Genomic DNA, 18,361 nt, shown 5'->3' on the forward strand with positions numbered 1-18,361 from the left:
CTACTCTGTTGGATACGCCAGCGAGCGCGTCTGCCGTGCAGGCATGCTGATGTGCAGTGGCGTAGGCGCCAACGTAAAGCAGCGTATCATCATCGCCAAGCAAGTGGTTGCCAGGCACAAGGTCTAGAAGCCCAAGCAGACCAGAGCCCCTCGCCCGCTGGCGGGAGAGGGGTTGGGGTGAGGGCAGCTTGACAAGCAATGCCAGAATCCTGTTAGCCCCTCTCCCGCTTGCGGGAGAGGGGTTGGGGTGAGGGCAGGCTCCTAGCGAGCAACCCCAAGCAAACGCGCCCTGCGACTAATGTCGCAGCGACATTCCGCCCCGGCTGACCGACTCTCTACCGGTAACATCCTTGGAGAGGGAGAGGCCCCAGATGTACAAGGACCTTGGTCGTAACCAGGCCAACTACACCGCGTTGTCGCCATTGAGCTTCCTGCGCAAGGCAGCCACCGTGCACCCGCAACGCCTGGCCGTGATCCACGGTGAACGCCGTCTGGATTGGGCGCAGGTTTACCAGCGTTGCCGCAGGCTGGCCTCGGCGTTGCAGCGCATGGGCATTGGCAAGGGCGATACCGTTGCGGCGCTGCTACCCAATACCCCGGCCATGATCGAGCTGCACTACGGCCCGGCGATGCTTGGCGCGGTGTTGAATACGCTTAACACGCGGCTGGATGCACAGACCCTGGCCTTCATGCTTGATCACGGCGAAGCCCGGATCGTATTCAGTGACCGGGAATTCGCGCCCCTGATGGAACGGGCGCTGGCGCTATGCGAGCGTCCGCCGCAGGTCATCGATGTCGATGATGTGGAGATCGAGGAGGGTGCGTTTCTCGGCCAGATCGAGTACGAGGCCTTGCTTGCATCCGGCGACCCGGAGTTCGTGTGCGAGTTGCCCGCCGACGAATGGGAGGCGATCACCCTGAACTACACCTCCGGCACCACCGGTGATCCCAAGGGCGTGGTTTATCACCACCGTGGCGCCTACTTGAATGCGGTGGCCAACATCATCGACTGGGGCATGCCGCAGCACCCTGTATATCTGTGGACGCTACCGATGTTTCACTGCAACGGCTGGTGTTTCCCGTGGACGATGGCGGCAGTAGCCGGCACCCAGGTCTGCCTACGCCGCTTTGATCGCAAGCAGGTGCTGGAGTTGATGCGTGAGCACGCGGTCAGCCACTACTGTGGCGCGCCGGTGATTCATGCGGCACTTGCCGCCGCACCCGAGCACAGCAAGCAGGGCCTGGTCGGGGTCAAGGGCCAGGTCGCCGGCGCCGCGCCGCCGGCCGCAGTGCTCGAGGAAATGGAGCGCATGGGCGTGGAAATCACCCACGTCTATGGCCTGACCGAAGTCTATGGCCCGGCCTCGATCTGCCAGCCGCAGGCCGAATGGGCACAGTTGCCTATCGCCGAACGCGCAGAGCTCAACAGCCGGCAAGGCGTGGCCTGCCTGTTGCAGGAGGACATGCAGGTGCTGGATCCGGACACGCTGCAACCCGTGCCTTGGGACGGCGCCAGCGTTGGCGAGATCATGTTCCGCGGCAACATCACCATGCAGGGCTATCTGAAGAATCCGCGTGCCACGGCCGAGGCATTTGCCGGTGGCTGGTTCCATACCGGTGATCTGGCCGTGGTCTATGCCAATGGCGCGGTCAAGATCCGTGATCGCTCCAAGGATGTGATCATTTCCGGCGGTGAAAACATCTCCTCGCTGGAGCTGGAGGATGTGCTGTGCCGCCATCCCGCCGTGCTGGCGGCGGCGGTGGTGGCCAAGCCGGACCCGAAGTGGGGCGAAACGCCATGCGCCTTCATCGAGTTGAAGGAAACCCTGGAACTCGCCGACGAAGATGCGCTCGCCCATTGCCGCCAGCATCTGGCGGGTTTCAAGGTGCCGCGACGCTTCGTATTCGGCCCCCTGCCGCGCACGGCCACCGGCAAGGTGCAGAAGTTCACCTTGCGTGATGCGGCCAAGGAGCTGGCCGACCTGGACTGATACTGCCGTCACTTTGGCAGGCAAATGTCGCCTGCATGTGGCGGCGCAACTTGCAGCAGCCAGGAGCCGCTACTAGAGTGCCTCCACCTTCGACTCATTCAGGCAACGACGATGCTGTCCAAGATGATGAGTTCAATGCTGCTTGTTGTAGCGGTTACTGTCAGTCCGTCGGTCATTGCAGGCAATGCTGAACCCTTGCAGCTCGCTCCTTCCGAAGCCCTGAAGCTTTGGACTCCCAGCGCAGGGGAGTTCCATCCCCGGATACCGGCAAACCCTGGCAAGGCAGGGTTTGCGGAGGAAGTAACCGTTGCGTATACCGTAACCAAGCGCGGCCGGACCAAGGATGTCGAGGTGATAGAGGCCAAGCCGGCTGGAGCCAGCTCCGAATGGGCACTCAATGCCGTGAAAGCCATGCGTTTTGATCCCACCGAGAGCAACTCGGCGCGGCAACCGGTTCGTAGTCAGTTGTCGACGCATTGGGACGGTCCAGCACGCTAGGTTTCCCGCCGAAAGGCCGAATAAAGCCGGGCGTTGCTCGGCTTTGTTCTGTGGTGCGCATCTCTGTAGTGCCGAGCTATGCTCGGCACTACTGGTAAGGCCGCAGCGGAGCATGGCTCTGCTTTACTGGTGTCGATTGGTTGGTGATGACTCAGCGCGGCGTGCGCACCATGCGCTCGAGCAGGTGCTCGACCAGGCCGGCCGGGTTGCTGGTGCGGCCTACATGGGTGACCGAGGTCTGCACCACCGAGCTGCGTTTGGCGGTGAGGAAGTGGAAGCGCGCGCGCGGCGGCAGCTGTGCAATCGGCCCCGCGTCAGGTTCGCCACGGCAGATCGCGACGATGGCATCCAGCCATGGCTGTACGGCGGCCTGGTCCAGCTGCGGTGCGAACGCGTGCAGGCGTGCGGTATCGATCTCGATGGCAGCCTGCAGGTAAGCGGCGCTGGGGCAGGAGATGATCACGCCAACGTTGATGAACTCTTCGCGCTCCACCCGCGGTACCAGGCGGATGACCGCGTAGTCATAGGTATGCAGTGTGGGCACGGATGGCCTCCTGTACGAAGGCGTCGCGCAGCTGCAGGCGGCGCTTCAGGTAGCTGGCATACGCCGAACGGTAGGCGTCGACATCGCTGAAGCTTGGCTCGCTCTGCAACCAGCCGTCCGGAATCTGCGCGACGATGCTGTCGATCACCGCATCGGTCAGCAAGGGGGCCAGGGCTGCGTCGGCCTCGGCGATGCGGCTGGCGAATGGCAGCAATACATGGTCACGGATCAGCACGAAGGGTTTGCCACAGGCTTCGCCGGCGTTCTCCCAGTCGTGGTGGAAGTACAGCGCGGCGCCGTGATCGATCAGGTAGAGCTTGCGGTGCCAGACCATCAGGTTGGGGTTGCGTGCGGTGCGGTCCACATTGCTGGTGTAGGCATCAAACCAGACGATGCGCGAGGCCAGCTCGGCATCGGGCTGCATCGCGGCCGGGTCGTAGTTGAGCGCGCCGGGCAGGTAGTCGCTGCCCAGATTGATGCCTTCGCTGGCGCGGATCAGATCCTGGATCTCGGGGTCCGGCTCGGTGCGGGCGAACTCACGGTCCAGTTCGACCAGTGCGATGTCCGGCATTGGCAGCCCAAGCACCTGGGCAAGCCGGCCGACCACCAGTTCGGCGATCAAGGCCTTCGGGCCTTGGCCTGCGCCGCGGAACTTGATGACATACATGCCATCGTCATCGGCCTCGATCACTGCTGGCAGTGAACCGCCTTCACGCAGCGGGGTGATGTAGCGGGTGGCGTGGACCGTTTTCAAGTGTATTGAACCGGTTTGGGCAGGGCGGCCAGCCTAACCCAAAGCCGGGCCGCGGTGCGGGCCTGTTGGTGCTTGGCTGGCGAGTAAGTCGAGGTGCCGGCACGGCCGCCCATCCGCTGTTTGTCCGCTGAAGCCAGGGTACGGTCGAGCGAAGCTCATGGATGGTGAAGGTATGGGCCCGCTGCAAGCTGACGCCGTCGATCGTTCACATTTTCATGCCGCGGCAGCGTGCTATTTCTGCATGCCTCGCTTGCCACGCCGTCCCGGTGCATGACGTCCGGACGGTCGGTTGCAGGGATGGATCAGGGTCGGAATCGTTCGATGGCAGATGCAGTGCTCTCAAGATACGCAATCGCATTCCGGGAATCGGCCGTCGCCGTCGCGGTGATCGACAGCGTGAGCAGGAACATCCTGTTCTCCAACGACGCCTTCTTGCGCTTCTTCAAGGACCTGCAGGTAGTGGCCGGCAAGAACGTATTCATTGAAATCGCCGTGCTGTCGGAGGCGGTCAGCGCCGCCGCCGAGAGTGGCGCGATGGCGGCAGTTGAATGCACGCATACCAACGCACGATTCGAACTCTCTCCGCTGCTGCACAGTGAGCAGCGACCGGCGCTACTGCAGTGCGTGGTATCGCCACTGACAGCAATGACCCTGGTTCCTTCGGGCGAGGGTGCGGCGACGCCCGCAGCGTTGCTGGTCAATGAAGGTTATCGCCGCATTCTTGATCACTTTCCGCACAACGTCTGGCTGTGCACGGTGAAGGGCGAGCTGTTCTGGACAAACCGCGCCTCCAATCTTTTCACCTATGGCAAGGCCGAAGTCCACGATGCGGACAATACCCGCTACATCACCAAGATCCACCCCGAAGACCTGACCAGCGCCGGCGCGGCGTTGGCCCAGGCGATGAGCCGTGGCCACATGGAGCATCCGCATCGCTACCGGCTGCGCGACCACAGCGGTGTCTATCACTGGTTCCAGTTCTCGATGGCACCCGTATTCGATGCGCAGGGCATGCCGATCTACTGGGTGGGCACCAGCATCAACATCCAGGCGGTACATGAGGCCGAGCTGGTCGCTGCGGCGCACATCGAGCAGCTGCGTCAGCGTAGTGCGGCACATGAAGGCCGCGCGCTCGAATCGCAGCGGGTGCTGGCCCAGCAGCACAAGATGGAACTGGTATCGCATCTGGCCGGCGGCGTTGCCCACGATTTGAACAATCTGCTGCATGTGATGGGTATCAACATCGAGTTGATGCGGGTGCAGATGCAGCCGGAGGCTGTGCTGCCGTATCTGCGCATTCTGGAGGGCTGCCTGAAGAAGGCCGGCCGGCTGTCCACGCAATTGGCCGGCTTCAGTGGCCGCATGCCACAGAATGCAGCAGCACTTGAGCCACAGGCGCTGGTCAGCGATATCCAGGATCTGCTGGCCAAGGCCGTGGGTGCCGAGGTGCGGCTGACGGTGGAGCTGGAACACGGCCTGCAGGCTGTCTTCGTCGACAAGGCCTATCTGGAAAACGCCCTGATCAACCTGGCCATCAATGCACGCGATGCCATGGACGGGCGCGGCACGATGCTGCTGCATGTGGGCATGCGATCACGGCCCGGGCCGGCCGGGGTCGCTGCCGATTACGTGATGTTCGAGGTGGAGGATTCCGGTACAGGTATCGCTGCCGATCTGCGCGAGCGTGTATTCGATCCGTTCTTCACTACCAAGAGCAGCGACAAGGGCAGTGGTCTGGGGCTGACGATGGTCAAGACCTTTGTCGAGAATTCCAACGGCCATGTCAGCATCGAGTCGACGCCGGGTGTGGGTACCCGGGTAGCGCTGTATCTGCCGGTTTCGCGTGTGCCGGTGGAAACGGTGGCTGAAGACACCCCGCGGCAGCAGCAAGGGGCGGGACGGATCCTGCTGGTGGAGGACGATGATTCAGTACGCGAGGCGATGAACTCCATTCTCAACCAGCTCGGTTACGACACCATCCCGTCTTTCAGCTCTGATCACGCGGTGACCTTGCTGCAGAGCGGGATGCGGCCGGATCTGATCATCTCCGACATCCGCATGCCCGGCCGGCTTACCGTGCTCGACCTGATTGCGGTGGTCGAGGCGCAGATTGGTACGCCTATCATTTTTGCCACCGGCTACAGCGCCGATGTGGTGATCAAGGAGGGCCTGGTGAACGACAGGTACCCGGTGTTGTTCAAACCGTTCTCGGCGGCCGATATCTCCGTGCGTATCCAGACGGCGCTGGGCCAACATCCGCAGATCGGCAATGGCGGTGCCGTTACAACCGACGCAACACCGCCGCTGGGCTGATTCAATCGGCGGCGTGGGTGCCGTCACTGCGCAGCAGGTTGCGGGCGCTGTCCCACCAACCGGCGAGCATGCCTTTGCCCTCTTCGGTCATCTGCCCCAGCTTGCCGTTCTGCTGGTCGACGAAGCCGATGAGGCTGCGCATGCCCTGCGGGCCATGCAGGCGTGCTTCGCGCCACACGATCATCGCGAACACGCGGGCCGTCCAAAGGGAAGAGTCGACGCTGCCGGTCTCGGCTTCGATCTCGCCGATCACCTGCTGCAGATAGTCGCGCACCTCGGCCGGGACGTGCGGATCATTGGACAGCCGCTTCAGTGCCACCAGGCCCTTTCGCAGGTCGCCCTGCTGGATTGCCAGCCCGGCGTTGCTCAGCTCGATCAGCCACGGCACTTCCAGAATCAGCGCGATGGCTTCAACGTGTACCTGGGCGCGCGCCGAGTCCTTGTCTGCAAGCGCGGCATAGCCAAGCACGGCATGGATGACGAGGGCTTGCACCAGTGCCTGCTCGGCGTTGGCGGCACTGCTGCGCGGGCCGCCGTAGGTTGCCAGTTCACTTTGCGCGCGCGCCAGTTGCCGCCATTCAAGACGCTGGAAGGCTACTGAACGTAGCGCTGCACTGACCTGATCCAGGTCGTTGCAGGCTGGCAGGGCATCGACGATGTCGGCCTCGGCAATGGCCAGGGTGCCGCGGTTCGCGGTCAATGCGCTGTAGCCGAGCAGGACGTGCACCAGGCACTCGTTGCCCTGCGTGAGTGGTGGTACCGGCTTCCCATTGGTCAATTGGTTGCTCAGCGCCCAGGTGGCATAGGCGGCGGGCAATCCCTTGTGCGAGACCTGCCGATAGCGCTTGTAGGTGAAGCTGTCGCGCAGAGCGTCCAGCTGTTGTTGTTCGGTCTTCTCGCCGCAGGCCGTCAACAACAGGCAGGCGACGATGCAGCTCAGCAGCCGCTGGCGGCGAGGGCGGGGCGTTGGCATTCCGTTGCAGCTCCGGGAGTTCGTTTGCGCAAGTGTGCCATGCTGAACGGCTGTCGTGCTTTCGTGACAGCTGCGGACACGCTAGGGTCGCGCATTGATGGGACGAAGCGGGGCACGGGCATGCGTGATACGGGATTGATGGTGTGGCGGCGTCTGCTGACGACCGGCGCGGGATTGGCGCTGCTGGTCGGCTGCAGCAGCATGCCCTCGGCACCTGCCGGCCCTGTTGCGGATGTGGCTCGGGCCGATATCGCACGTCGCATTCCGACCCGGGTAGATGACCGTGCCGGCTGGGCGGCCGATATCCAGACGGCGCTGGCTGCACAGCAGCTGCCTGCGAACCCGGAAAACATCTGCGCGGTACTGGCGGTGATCGAGCAGGAATCCGGCTACCGCGCCAATCCCGAGGTGCCGGATTTGCCGCGTATTGCCAGGGGTGAGATAGATCGTCGCGCTGCCGCATTGCATGTTCCCAAACTGCTGGTGGACACCGGTTTGAAAATGAAAGCCAGCGATGGCCGCAGCTACGGGGAGCGGCTGGCGCGGGTGCGCAGCGAGCGGGATCTCAGCGAGCTTTATGAGGAGATCATTGGCCGGGTGCCGATGGGACAGCGCCTGTTTGCCGGCAAGAATCCCGTACAGACCGGTGGCGCGATGCAGGTCGGCATCGCTTTTGCGCAGGCCAACGCACAGGACTACCCGTATCCGGTGACGCGCAGTATTCGTGATGAAGTATTTACCCGCCGAGGCGGCGTGTATTTCGGAACCGCGCACCTGCTCGGCTACCAGACGCCGTACACGCAGAAGGTGCATCGTTTCGCCGATTACAACGCAGGCCGCTATGCGAGCCGCAACGCGGCATTCCAGGCGGCGGTTGCCCGCTTGACCGGGACGCCGCTGGCACTGGATGGCGACCTGCTGGTGCCGGATGCGCCAATCGACAAGCCGGGCCAGACCGAGCGCGCGGTGCGCAGCCTCGCACCACAGCTGGGCCTGGATGAGCGTGCGATACGTCGCGCGCTTGCGCAGTCCGACAGTCTGGAATTCAGCGACAGCCCACTGCATTCGCAGGTGTTTGCGCTGGCCGATGCCCGTGCCGGCACGACGCTGCCGCGCGCGGTGATACCGGGCATTCGCCTGGACAGCCCCAAGATCACCCGCGAGCTGACCACCGAATGGTTCGCCAACCGTGTGGACACGCGCTACCGCCAATGCCTGCAACGGTAGTGCCGAGCCATGCTCGGCAGAGGCCATGCCGGTAGGCCATTGTGGGAGCGGCGTAAGCCGCGAAGCTGATGTCGATGAAGTTGCAGGATTACCGAGTGATCGGTCGGATCACCAGCTTCGCGGCTTACGCCGCTCCCACAATCCAACCAAATCGATTGGCTTGGATCAGGACTTGACCGGATGCCGCGCAAGCGCGCGCGCGCCGGTGATGATCATGCGGATCATCTGCGACATTTCCTCGATCAACTCCGGGTCGCGCTCTTCGGGCAGGTCGATCGCGCTGCCGCCCATGGCGAACACCAGGCGGGTAATCGCCTTGGCGGCCAGTGCTGGCTCGTGCAGGGTTGCGCCATCCAGCGCGGCCAGGCGCACCAGGTCAGCCTTCAATTCCTCTTCGAAATACCCAAGCTCGCGGTCCACCGCCTGCTTGAACGCATCCGATCCGGCCGTGCCTTCGCGCAGCAGGACGTGCATCAGACGGTCGTCGGCGCGCAGCTGCTCCATGAAGGTTTCCACCGACAGGCGGATAACGCCACGGTTGCTGTCGGCTGCGCGCAGCCGCGCCTGGCCGATGATGGTGCGCAGTGAACGACCAGCCAGATCGATCAGCGCCACGGTCAGTTCGTCCATGTCGCGGAACTGGCGATAGAACGAATTGGGCGCGATGCCGGCTTCGCGCGCCACCTCGCGCAGGCTGAGCGTGGACACGCTGCGGTGCGGGCCGATCAGCGACAACGCAGCGGCCAGCAGGTCGTCACGCGAGATGGAGGCCTTGCGCGCAGGGTGCAGGTCATCGTGTGCGGGCAGGGGCTGGTCGCGTGCTGTCATGAGGCTCTGGCCGGTCAGGTGCGTGAATCATAGCCTGTACAGCGAATATACAAGTGTATACACAGCTGTATGCTCGGCCGTATAGTGCAGCCATGAGTACCGTCTACCGCAATACCGCGCCGCCACCGATCCCGTGGCTGAGTGAAGGTTTCTTTGATTTCTGGTCTACCCGGGTGCATCCGCTGTGGACGCTGCGGCGGCCGTTGGCGCGCCTGCTGGCGCGGCACAGCGCCAGCGCCGATGCGGTAACCCTTGAGCTGCAGCCCAACCGGCATTTCCGCGGGCTGCAGGCCGGGCAGCATGTCAATCTGGCCGCGGAGCTGGACGGCCGCCTGACTACCCGCAGCTACAGCCCAACCCTGCTGGAGAACGGGCGCCTGGCAATCACCGTCAAGCGCATCGCCGGCGGCAAGCTCAGTCAGCATCTGGCCGACGATGCCGCCATCGGTGACATCTTCACGCTGGGCCAGGCCTTTGGCGAAATGCAGCTGCCGGTTGCCCCTGTCCCCAGGCTGGTGCTGCTGGCGGCAGGCAGTGGTATTACCCCGATGCGCGCCTTGCTGCGCCAGCTTGCTGGTCAGGGCATGACCACGCCTGTCGACCTGGTCTACTGGGCGCGCCAGCGCGAGCAGCTGTGCTTTGTCGACGAGTTCCGTGCCATCGCGGCGCAGCACCCTGGGTTCCGCCTGCATCTGGCAGTGACCGGTGATGCCGTTGCCCCGGCTGCGCGCATAGACAGCTACGACCTTGCCGATATCGGCGAGCTGGCCGGAGCGCATGTGCTGGCCTGCGGTCCGGGCGGCTTTGTCGATGCGGCGCGTACGCGCCTGCAGGCGCAGGTGGCGCAGTTCGACAGCGAGGCATTCAGCACGCCACAGCTGGCCGAGGTGGAGCAGGGCAGTGTGCAGGTGCAACTGCTCAAGAGCGGACGCACGCTGACCATAGCGCGCGGCGTGGCCTTGTTGCCGGCGCTGGAAGCGGCTGGCATCCAGCCGGCCAGTGGCTGCCGCATGGGCATCTGCAATACCTGCGTCTGCGGGAAAACCTCGGGTATCACCCGGCATACGCTGACCGGCGATTACGCCAGCGAGCCTTCCGTTCCGCTCAAACTGTGCGTCAACAGCGCCAGTACCGATCTGACCCTGGAGCTGTAAGTCATGTCCTCCGTGCACAACCGCGTGCTGTCGTCTGCCGAACTGCAGGCCTTTGGCGATGAACTCGATGGCGTACGCGCAAGGCACCAGGCCTTGCTGGGCGCCAGTGATGCGCGCTACATCCGGCGGATTGTCGCTGCGGTGCGCTGGACCGGTGTTGCCGGGCGGGCGCTGCTGTTCCTGGGGGCGTTCGTGCACAGCGTGCTGGTGCCGGCGTGGATCGCCGGTGTGCTGCTGCTGGGCCTGTCCAAGATCCTGGAGAACATGGAGCTGGCGCACAACATCATCCATGGCCAGTACGACTGGATGGGTGACCCGCAGCTGCAGGGCAAGACCTATGAATGGGATATCGCCGGTACCTCGGAGAATTGGCGCAAGACCCACAACTTCCGCCACCACACCTATACCAATGTGCGGGGCCTGGATGACGACATCGGCTATGGCCTGTTGCGGATCTTCCCGGAGCAGCGCTGGCACCCGTTCTTCCTGGCCCAGCCCTTCGTCGCAGTGGTGTTCGCGCTGCTGTTCGAGTGGGGCATCGCCATACAGGATCTGCGTATCGGCCGGGTGCTGGTCGGCAAGATGACCCTGCGCCAGCTGTGGAAGCAGGCGCGTCCGGTGGGTCGCAAGGCCTCGCTGCAGATCCTGAAGGACTATGTGCTGTTCCCGGCGCTGGCCGGCCCGTTCTTCCTGCCGGTGCTGCTGGGCAATGTGGCGGCCAACATCATCCGCAATGTATGGACCTATGTGGTGATCTTCTGCGGGCATTTCACCGCCGATGCCGAAACCTTCCCGAAGGAGTGCATCCGCAATGAAGGTCGTGGCCACTGGTATCTGCGCCAGCTGCGTGGTTCGTCCAACCTGACCGGCGGCAAGTGGATGGACGTGATGACCGGCAACCTCAGCCATCAGATCGAGCACCACTTCTATCCGGATATTCCGGCCAACCGCTATGCGGCGATGGCGGTGGAAGTGAAGGCCATCTGCAAGCGCTACGGCCAGCACTACAACACCGGCTCGTTGCCGCGCCAGTTCGGCCAGGTGATGTGGCGCATCCTACGCCATGCGTTTCCCAGCAAGCCGGCGCCGGAGCGGCCGCTGGTGGCCGAGCCGCAAGCCGAAGCCGGCTGAGCGCGGCCAGCGCAGCCGGAAGTCCCGGCTGCGGACCAGATCTGCAGCAAGACAAGCCCACGCGCTAGTCGCTGACCGGACTTGCTGCCGGGCGCGCGGGCTGTGCCGCCATCGCTGGCAGCCCGAACAGCGGTCGCAATGGCGCGCAACGCCGGATCAATGCATAGGCCGTCAGACACAAGGCAAAGGTCGCGATGATCAGGATCAGCGCCTCGATGCCGGGTTCGAGCTGCAAGGGCTTGAGCTTGTGTGCCAGCACCACGATCACGCTCTGGTGCAGGATGTAGAGCGGGAACACTGCCAAGGTGAGATAGCGCAGCAGCGGGCTGTCGGCGTTGCGCCAACGGTAGGCAAAGCCCAGCAGTGCGGCGATCGCGCACCATTGATCCACTGCCCAGACAACCCGCAACGCCAGCCGCAGTTCAAGCGGCGCCGGCTGCGCATCGTTGTAGCCGGAGAAATACCAGACATGGATCAGGGCGGCGTAGCCCAGCCCGGCCAAGGCCAGTGACTGCCAGCGCAGGCGCTGCAGGGATTCCCAGAAGCCGGTGCTGAAGGCGGCCAGGAACCCGATCAGAAAGACGCTGGCGTACTGGGCGTGGTTGTACCAGTCGTCGACCAGCGCATGGGTCTGCTCGAAGCGGTTGACCAGCAGCAGGCGCGCGGCCGCCAGAACCAGCACCGGCACAAGCAGTGCGCCCCAGCCGTGCAGGGCCGTGCCGGCCCATTGCCGCAGGCGCTGCAGGGCGGTTGCCGGCAGCAGCCGCCACAGCAGCCAAGCCAGCACGGTATAGGCCCAGAGATAGGGCAGGAACCAGAGGTGGTTCCAGGTGGGCAGGCGCAGGCAACCATCGCTGTCGCAGAAGCCGTGGTAGCCGCTGAGATACTTGCCGTAGAACGCCCAGTACGATTCGTTATAGCCGCCGGGCAGTTGTTCGACCACCTGGTAATAGGCCTGCGGTGGCACGATCACCGCCATGCCGAACAGCAGGGGTAGCAACAGCTGCCGGGAACGGCGTCGCAGCAGGCCATCTGGCCGGCGTTCAAGCATGAAAGCGGTGGCGACACCGGAAATCAGAAACAGCAGTGACATCCGCCACGGCGAGGTCAGCAGCATCAAAGGTTCCAGGGTGATGCTCGCTGCCGGGCTTTTGACGTGCCAGTCCCAGCTCACGTAGTACATGCCCACGTGGTAGAGCACCAGCAGGCCAAAGGCGATTACCCGCAGCCAATCCAGATCGTGGCGCCTGTGCATTGCGTGTCCAAGGGATGGAGAAGACCGCCATTCAACCGGCATGCGCAGCCGGTGTGGAGCGGAAAGGGCCGGCCTGCGGGTGTGCAGGGACGAATGGAGGCGATCAGGGGATGGCGAGCGAGGGCAGCAGCGGCAACGCCGTCTAGAATGCGTCGATGAGCCAAGCCACATCGCCCACGCTGTTGATTCGCTCCGCCGCTTGGCGGCGAAGCCTGGAGTTGCTGTTCTGGTTGCTGCTGGTGTTGATCAACTGCAGTGGCAATGCAATCACCACTTGGATGGATGCCAACCGCTCCGGTGCCGCCTCCATGCAATGGTGGGAGCCGTGGATCTGGGAGTTCTCCAGCGGGCTGGTGTGGTTGCTGTTGCTGGTGCCGGCAATCGTCTGGTTCAGCCGGCGCTGGCCCCTGCATCTGGACAACTGGCGGCGGCGCCTGCCCTGGTATCTACTGGCCAGCGTGCCGATCTCGCTGCTGCATGTGCTGGCCATGTTCGCACTGAGGATGCTTGCCTATGCTGCGGTAGGGGAGCGTTACCACATCGGTTCCTGGCTTGATGAGCTGCTGTACGAATACCTCAAGGATGTACGGACCTACGCAGCCATCCTGTTCTGCATCGACGGCTACCGTTTCCTGCGCCGGCGCCTGCAGGGCGAGGCGCAATTACTGGCCGCGCCCGATGAAGGTCCGCCGGTGGAGCCGATCGAGCACCCTGAGCGTTTGCTGGTACGCAAGCTGGGCCGCGACTTCCTGATCGCAACGGCAGACATCGAATGGGCGCAGGCTGCCGGCAACTACGTCAATCTGCATCTGCGCGGCCACGACTATCCGCTGCGGATCACCATGGCCGCGTTGGAGCTGAAGCTGGATGCCAGCTGCTTCGTCCGTGTCCACCGCAGCTGGCTGATCAATCTGGCGCATCTGGTGTCGATTGAACCGCTGGAGGGTGGCGAGGCCTTGTTGCATATGGCCGATGGCAAGGCGGTTGCCTGCAGTCGGCGCTATCTGCCGGTGCTCAAATCGCGCCTGAGCGAGGACAGGGAGCACTCGCTCCCGGCCTGAGCCTGGGCAGGCGCCGGCGCGGCTGGCGTTGTCCGTCGTCGAAACCCTGCACAATGCGCCGGGCAAGGGGATGGGGGCTTGGGCCAGGCGGGCTGCCATTACAGGGGCGGGTTGGCTGCTGGGCCGTACCACCAACCCCGTTTTGGCTGTTGGCGCGTTTGATGTCCCAACCCTTGGACGGAGTGCTGCGATGAGCCTGGTTATCTGGCGGCGGTGTTGGATGGTGGGCATGTTGCTGGGCGCGATGGCGCCAGCGTTTGCGCAGCAGGGCAGGCAGACCCTCCGCCCGCCGGTACTTATTGCGGTCTCCGAGGCCGAGCAGCCAATCGAGCTGCGACGGGCGAACATCGATGGCGAGGTACAGGCGGGTATTGCCCAGACCCGGATCGAGCTAGTCTTCCACAATCCCAACCGGCGGGTGATGGAGGGTGAGCTGCAGTTTCCTTTGGCCGATGGCCAGCAGATCAGCGGCTTTGCCCTGGATATCGACGGGCAACTGCGGGACGCGGTGCCGGTGCCTAAGGAACGCGGGCGGCAGGTGTTCGAGGCGATCACCCGCCAGGGCGAGGATCCGGCGCTGCTGGAACAGACCGCCGGCAATCAATTCCGGCTGCGCGTTTATCCGCTGCCGGCAGGTGGCAGTCGGCGGGTACAGCTGACCATCCGCGAAGCGATGCCGCTCAACGGCCAAGGCTGGCAGTGGCGGCTGCCTTTACAGTTTGCATCGGCGGCAGGTGAGGTAAGCCTGCGTCTGCGCGCGGCCGGTGCCGACAGGCTGGGCCAGGGACCTTTCCGCTTGATGGCTGGTGGCCTGGATTGGCAGGGTAGTGGCCGGCAATTGCCGGCTCAGCTGCAATGGCAGCTGCCGGCTCAGTTGCAACCGTCGCTGCAGGCTGCCCGTTACGACGGCCAACAGTATCTGCTGGCGCAGCTGCCGGTGGCAGCACCCGCCGCGCGCCGCCTGCCGTCACGGATCGGCCTGTTGTGGGACGCTTCCGGTTCGGCGGCCACGCGCAACCGGGCGCGTGAGTTCGCATTGCTGGACCGCTATTTCGCCGCGATGGGCGAGGGCAGCGTCGTGCTGACGGTGCTGCGCGACAAACCGGAAGCGGAGCGTCGTTTCAGCATTCGCAAGGGGGATTGGAGCGCGTTGCGGCGTGTGCTGGAACAGGCGCCCAACGATGGTGCCAGCGCGCTGGCGGCGTGGACGCCGAAGGCGGAGCCTGGCGAGTACCTGTTGTTCAGTGATGGCCTGGGCAACTGGGGCCCATCAGCGCTGCCGGCATTGGCGGCAGAACAACGCCTGTTTGCCATCAGCAGTGCTGCGGCCGGTGCCGACACGGCACGCCTGCGCGGCTGGAGTGAGGCCAACGGCGGCGCGCTGGTGCAGCTGGAATCCGATCAGGTCGACGCAGTGGCACGTCGTTTGTTGGCCATGCCGCCGACGGTGGAAGTTGCACCCGCCCCCGGTCTGCACGATGTGGTGGTTGATCGTCGCAGCCTGGAACAGGGCTGGCTGTGGGTGTACGCGCGGGCTGACACCGCGCCGGCGGCATTGCGGGTGCGGCTCAATGGCGGGCAATGGCAGGTACTGAGTGCCGGTACCGCCAATACCGATGGTGGCCTGGTCGCTGGGCTGTGGGCGCAGGCGCGCTTGCAGCAGCTGGCGGCGGACCCACGCGGTAATCGCGAGGCCATGCAGTTGCTGTCGCAGCAGTTCGGTATGGTCAGTGAGGGCAGTTCCCTGCTTGTGCTGGACACGATCGAGGACTACTTGCGTTACGCGATTCGGCCGCCGTCCGGGTTGCGTGCGGAATATGACCGCCGTTTCGCCCGCCAGGTCGCCGACCGCGATCAGGCGCGCCGCGCCCATCTGGATCAGGTCGCCGAACAGTGGCAGCAGCGGCAGAGCTGGTGGTCGAAGCGTTGGCCGAAGGATTCGCCGTTGAAGGTCGCAAAGGCAGCGAACCTCGCGTCGGCGCGTGCAAGTGCGCTGCCCCCGGCGCCGGTAATGGCGATGGCACCACCACCGGCACCCGCCCCGGCGGCCGCGATGGTGGCCGAGGCCACAGTCTCCGACCAGTTCAGGGTCGCCGACAGTGCTGTCGCGGCCGCTGCCGCCGACGAACCGGTCAACGCCGGTGCGGTGCAGATCAGGCTGGCCGCCTGGGAGCCGGACTCGCCCATCGCGCAGCGCCTGCGCAAGGCGCCGCCGGGTGAGTTGTATGCCTGGTATCTGGATGAGCGCGATGCCAATGCCGACAGCAGCGCATTCTTCCTGGATGTGGCCGACATGTTGTTGGCTGCCGGCCAGCGCGAACTGGCGCTGCGGGTGCTGTCCAACCTCGCCGAAATGGAACTGGACAACCGGCATCTGTTGCGGGTGCTCGGCTATCGCCTGATGCAGGCAGGGGAGCCGGGACTGGCAGTGCCGGTGTTCGAGCAGGTACTGGCGATAGCCGATGACGAGCCGCAGAGCTTCCGCGACCTGGGTCTGGCGCTGGAGGCGGCAGGGCGCCCGCAGCAGGCGGTTGATCCGCTCTATCAGGTCGTACAGCGGCAATGGGATGGGCGCTTCGATGGCGTTGCGTTGATCGCGCTGGACGAGCTGACCAATCTGCTCGCACGCGGCGGCCCGGCGCTGGACGCGGGCATGGTCGATCCGCGACTGCGCAAGGCGATGCCGCTGGATCTGCGGGTGGTGCTGGCTTGGGATGTCGACAACAGCGACATGGACCTATGGGTGACCGATCCCAATGGTGAGCGTGCCTACTACGGCAATCGCCTGACCCATCAAGGTGGGCAGATGTCGCAGGACTTCACCGGCGGCTATGGCCCGGAGCAGTTCTCGCTGCGCGATGCCAAGCCCGGCATCTACAAGGTGGAGGCCAATTATTTCGGCAGCCGCCAGCAGCTGGTAACCGGTCCCGCCACCTTGATGTTGCGGCTGAGCACCCATTGGGGCACGCCGCAGCAGAAGGACAAGGCGGTAACCATGCGCCTGCACGATGCTACCGACACTGTGCTGGTAGGTGAGTTCGAAGTGCGTTGAGGTTTTTGCTGTAGCAATTTGTTGTTTGTGGGAGCGGCGTCAGCCGCGAAGCTGACAGATCCCGCAATTGCACTGACAACATGATTTGAAACTGCGCCGGCTTCGCGGCTTACGCCGCTCCTACAAAAAAAGCCCGATGCCAGATCTCTGGCACCGGGCTTTTGGTAGTACCCGCTTACTTGCGGCGGGCTAGCAGGCGGTAGCTGCCGGTAGCGTTGGAGTCGAAGCTGTGCGCGAGCACGATGTAACGGCCGGCTTCCAGTTCGATTTCCAGGTTCGGATCCAGGCTGGAGTCGCTGTCGTCCTGCTGCGCGACTTCTTCGCCATTGCGCATCAGGGTGATCATGCCGTCCAGGCTGGAGGAACCGGCAGTCATGCTGATCACGTACTTGCCCTTGCGCGGAATCTCCAGGGTGTACAGGTCGCGGTTGCCGGCGCGCAGCTGGCCGCTGACTTCACGGCCGAGCTTGAGCTCGGGACGGGTCGGGCCATCGGGCGCGGCTGCGGTGGCGGTGACCAGCTGGAACACGCCGCCACGACTGTTCACCGAACGCACCGATACGTTGTACTCGCCCGCATCCAGCACCTGGCTGATGCGCGAGTTGACCCCGCCGCCGCCATCGTCGTCGCTCAGGGTGATGTCGCCGCCCTGTACGGTGAGCATGGTGTCCATGTCCTTGCCACTGGCATCGAACTGCACGCGGCGACGTTCCGGCAGGTTCAGCACAAAGCTGCGGGTATCGTCGGCGCCGATGAAGCCGCTGACCGTGCCTTCCAGCGGCAGGCTGGTGCCGTCGTTGAAGACCAGGCCTTCGGGGAAGTCGGACTGTTCCACGCCCAGGTAGAACGCACCGGAGGCCTCGCCCAGGCCGCCGGCAGTCAGCGTGTAGCGGCCCGGCTGCAGCGGGGCGACCAGGCGCGAGTTGAGGTTGCTGCCGCCGTCATCGTCTTCCAGGTTGAGGCCGTTGCCGCTCAGTTCCAGGCGGGCATCGAACTCGCTCGATTCCAGGTTGATGGTGTACAGGCCGGGCTTGTCGACCTGCAGGACGAAGGTCTTGTCGCCGTTGCGCAGCCAATCGGTGACCCGGCGGCCGGCAGTCAGCGGCTTGCCGTCATAGGCGACGATGGGTTCGGCCGAGAGCTGGAACGGGCCGAAGGCGCGGGCGTCGGCGCCGCTGACAGCGACCAGGTACTGGCCGGGCTTGTCGGCGCGCATGCTCAGCGTGGTGCTGCCTTCGCGGTTGGCGTCGGTGCGCGATACCAGCACGTCGCGGTTGAACACGGCCAGCGCGCCATTGAGCGCGCCTTCCAGGGTCAGCGAGACCGCCTGGCCGGCACCCAGCTGCAACGAGAACAGCTGGCTGCGGGTGCCATCGCTGTAGTTGACCGGGCTGGAAGAGGTGATTTCGCCGGTGACATCGCCATCGATGGCGAGCGCGCGGGCAGGGCCTGCGGCATGGGCGGGGGCATGAACGGCGGCGGCAATGGCAAGGGACAGCAGTCCGGCTGCAAATCGCTTCACTTGAACTCCTTGATGTTGGAAGCAGGGGTAAAAAGCGGCCACGATGGCCGCGGGGGCG

At 64.5% G+C, this 18,361-nt stretch carries 14 protein-coding genes; 8 read left to right on the forward strand and 6 right to left on the reverse strand.

From position 1 onward, the window contains the following. Positions 1-371 precede the first annotated feature (371 nt). The gene (locus ABB27_RS08565; RefSeq protein WP_057628285.1) at positions 372-1,991 is read left to right on the forward strand and encodes an acyl-CoA synthetase; all 1,620 of its coding nucleotides are present in this window, start codon (positions 372-374) and stop codon (positions 1,989-1,991) included. 111 nt (positions 1,992-2,102) lie between these two features. Further along, positions 2,103-2,489 carry a TonB family protein gene (locus ABB27_RS19300; RefSeq protein ID WP_161809629.1) on the forward strand — a complete coding sequence of 129 codons (387 nt, stop codon included), beginning with the start codon at positions 2,103-2,105 and terminating at the stop codon, positions 2,487-2,489. A 151-nt stretch (positions 2,490-2,640) separates the two neighbouring features. Here ABB27_RS19300 and ABB27_RS08570 read toward each other — a convergent pair whose 3' ends face one another. Together ABB27_RS08570 and ABB27_RS08575 are read right to left on the reverse strand one after the other, a co-directional pair. Next, positions 2,641-3,033 (reverse strand): DUF3037 domain-containing protein, encoded by a 393-nt coding sequence (locus tag ABB27_RS08570; RefSeq protein WP_057628286.1) that lies wholly within the window; start codon positions 3,031-3,033, stop codon positions 2,641-2,643. After that, positions 3,011-3,787, reverse strand: coding sequence for a HipA family kinase (locus ABB27_RS08575; protein ID WP_057628287.1), 777 nt, complete (start codon positions 3,785-3,787; stop codon positions 3,011-3,013). Before ABB27_RS08575 ends, ABB27_RS08570 begins: the two co-directional genes overlap by 23 nt. A 396-nt stretch (positions 3,788-4,183) precedes the next feature. Between ABB27_RS08575 and ABB27_RS08580 the strand changes: the two genes are divergently transcribed. After that, positions 4,184-6,100 (forward strand): PAS domain-containing hybrid sensor histidine kinase/response regulator, encoded by a 1,917-nt coding sequence (locus ABB27_RS08580; RefSeq protein WP_161809630.1) that lies wholly within the window; start codon positions 4,184-4,186, stop codon positions 6,098-6,100. 1 nt (position 6,101) lies between these two features. Here the strand turns inward: ABB27_RS08580 and ABB27_RS08585 are convergent, their stop codons facing one another. Further along, positions 6,102-7,073, reverse strand: a complete 972-nt coding sequence (locus ABB27_RS08585; RefSeq protein WP_057628289.1) for a hypothetical protein — start codon at positions 7,071-7,073, stop codon at positions 6,102-6,104. 120 nt (positions 7,074-7,193) lie between these two features. Between ABB27_RS08585 and ABB27_RS08590 the strand changes: the two genes are divergently transcribed. Next, positions 7,194-8,300: a DUF1615 domain-containing protein gene (locus tag ABB27_RS08590; protein WP_244479185.1), complete on the forward strand. Its 1,107-nt coding sequence runs from the start codon at positions 7,194-7,196 to the stop codon at positions 8,298-8,300. 165 nt (positions 8,301-8,465) lie between these two features. Here ABB27_RS08590 and fabR read toward each other — a convergent pair whose 3' ends face one another. Continuing rightward, positions 8,466-9,128, reverse strand: coding sequence for an HTH-type transcriptional repressor FabR (fabR, locus tag ABB27_RS08595; protein WP_057628290.1), 663 nt, complete (start codon positions 9,126-9,128; stop codon positions 8,466-8,468). A 92-nt stretch (positions 9,129-9,220) separates the two neighbouring features. Here fabR and ABB27_RS08600 point away from each other — a divergent pair, with 92 nt between their 5' ends. Both ABB27_RS08600 and ABB27_RS08605 read left to right on the forward strand, forming a co-directional pair. Then, the gene (locus tag ABB27_RS08600) at positions 9,221-10,282 is read left to right on the forward strand and encodes a ferredoxin reductase (RefSeq protein ID WP_057628291.1); all 1,062 of its coding nucleotides are present in this window, start codon (positions 9,221-9,223) and stop codon (positions 10,280-10,282) included. Between the two features lie 3 nt (positions 10,283-10,285). Further along, positions 10,286-11,413 (forward strand): fatty acid desaturase family protein, encoded by a 1,128-nt coding sequence (locus ABB27_RS08605; protein ID WP_057628292.1) that lies wholly within the window; start codon positions 10,286-10,288, stop codon positions 11,411-11,413. A 64-nt stretch (positions 11,414-11,477) separates the two neighbouring features. Here ABB27_RS08605 and ABB27_RS08610 read toward each other — a convergent pair whose 3' ends face one another. Then, a complete protein-coding gene (locus ABB27_RS08610) occupies positions 11,478-12,668 on the reverse strand; it encodes an acyltransferase family protein (protein ID WP_083491212.1) in 1,191 nt (396 codons plus the stop codon). 155 nt (positions 12,669-12,823) lie between these two features. Between ABB27_RS08610 and ABB27_RS08615 the strand changes: the two genes are divergently transcribed. Together ABB27_RS08615 and ABB27_RS08620 are read left to right on the forward strand one after the other, a co-directional pair. After that, positions 12,824-13,729: a LytTR family DNA-binding domain-containing protein gene (locus ABB27_RS08615; protein ID WP_057628294.1), complete on the forward strand. Its 906-nt coding sequence runs from the start codon at positions 12,824-12,826 to the stop codon at positions 13,727-13,729. A 190-nt stretch (positions 13,730-13,919) separates the two neighbouring features. Then, positions 13,920-16,781, forward strand: a complete 2,862-nt coding sequence (locus tag ABB27_RS08620) for a VIT domain-containing protein (protein ID WP_057628295.1) — start codon at positions 13,920-13,922, stop codon at positions 16,779-16,781. 175 nt (positions 16,782-16,956) lie between these two features. Here ABB27_RS08620 and ABB27_RS08625 read toward each other — a convergent pair whose 3' ends face one another. Continuing rightward, positions 16,957-18,303, reverse strand: coding sequence for a hypothetical protein (locus tag ABB27_RS08625; protein WP_057628296.1), 1,347 nt, complete (start codon positions 18,301-18,303; stop codon positions 16,957-16,959). Positions 18,304-18,361: the final 58 nt, after the last annotated feature.

It is taken from the genome of Stenotrophomonas terrae, assembly GCF_001431465.1.
GTDB lineage: Bacteria > Pseudomonadota > Gammaproteobacteria > Xanthomonadales > Xanthomonadaceae > Stenotrophomonas > Stenotrophomonas terrae.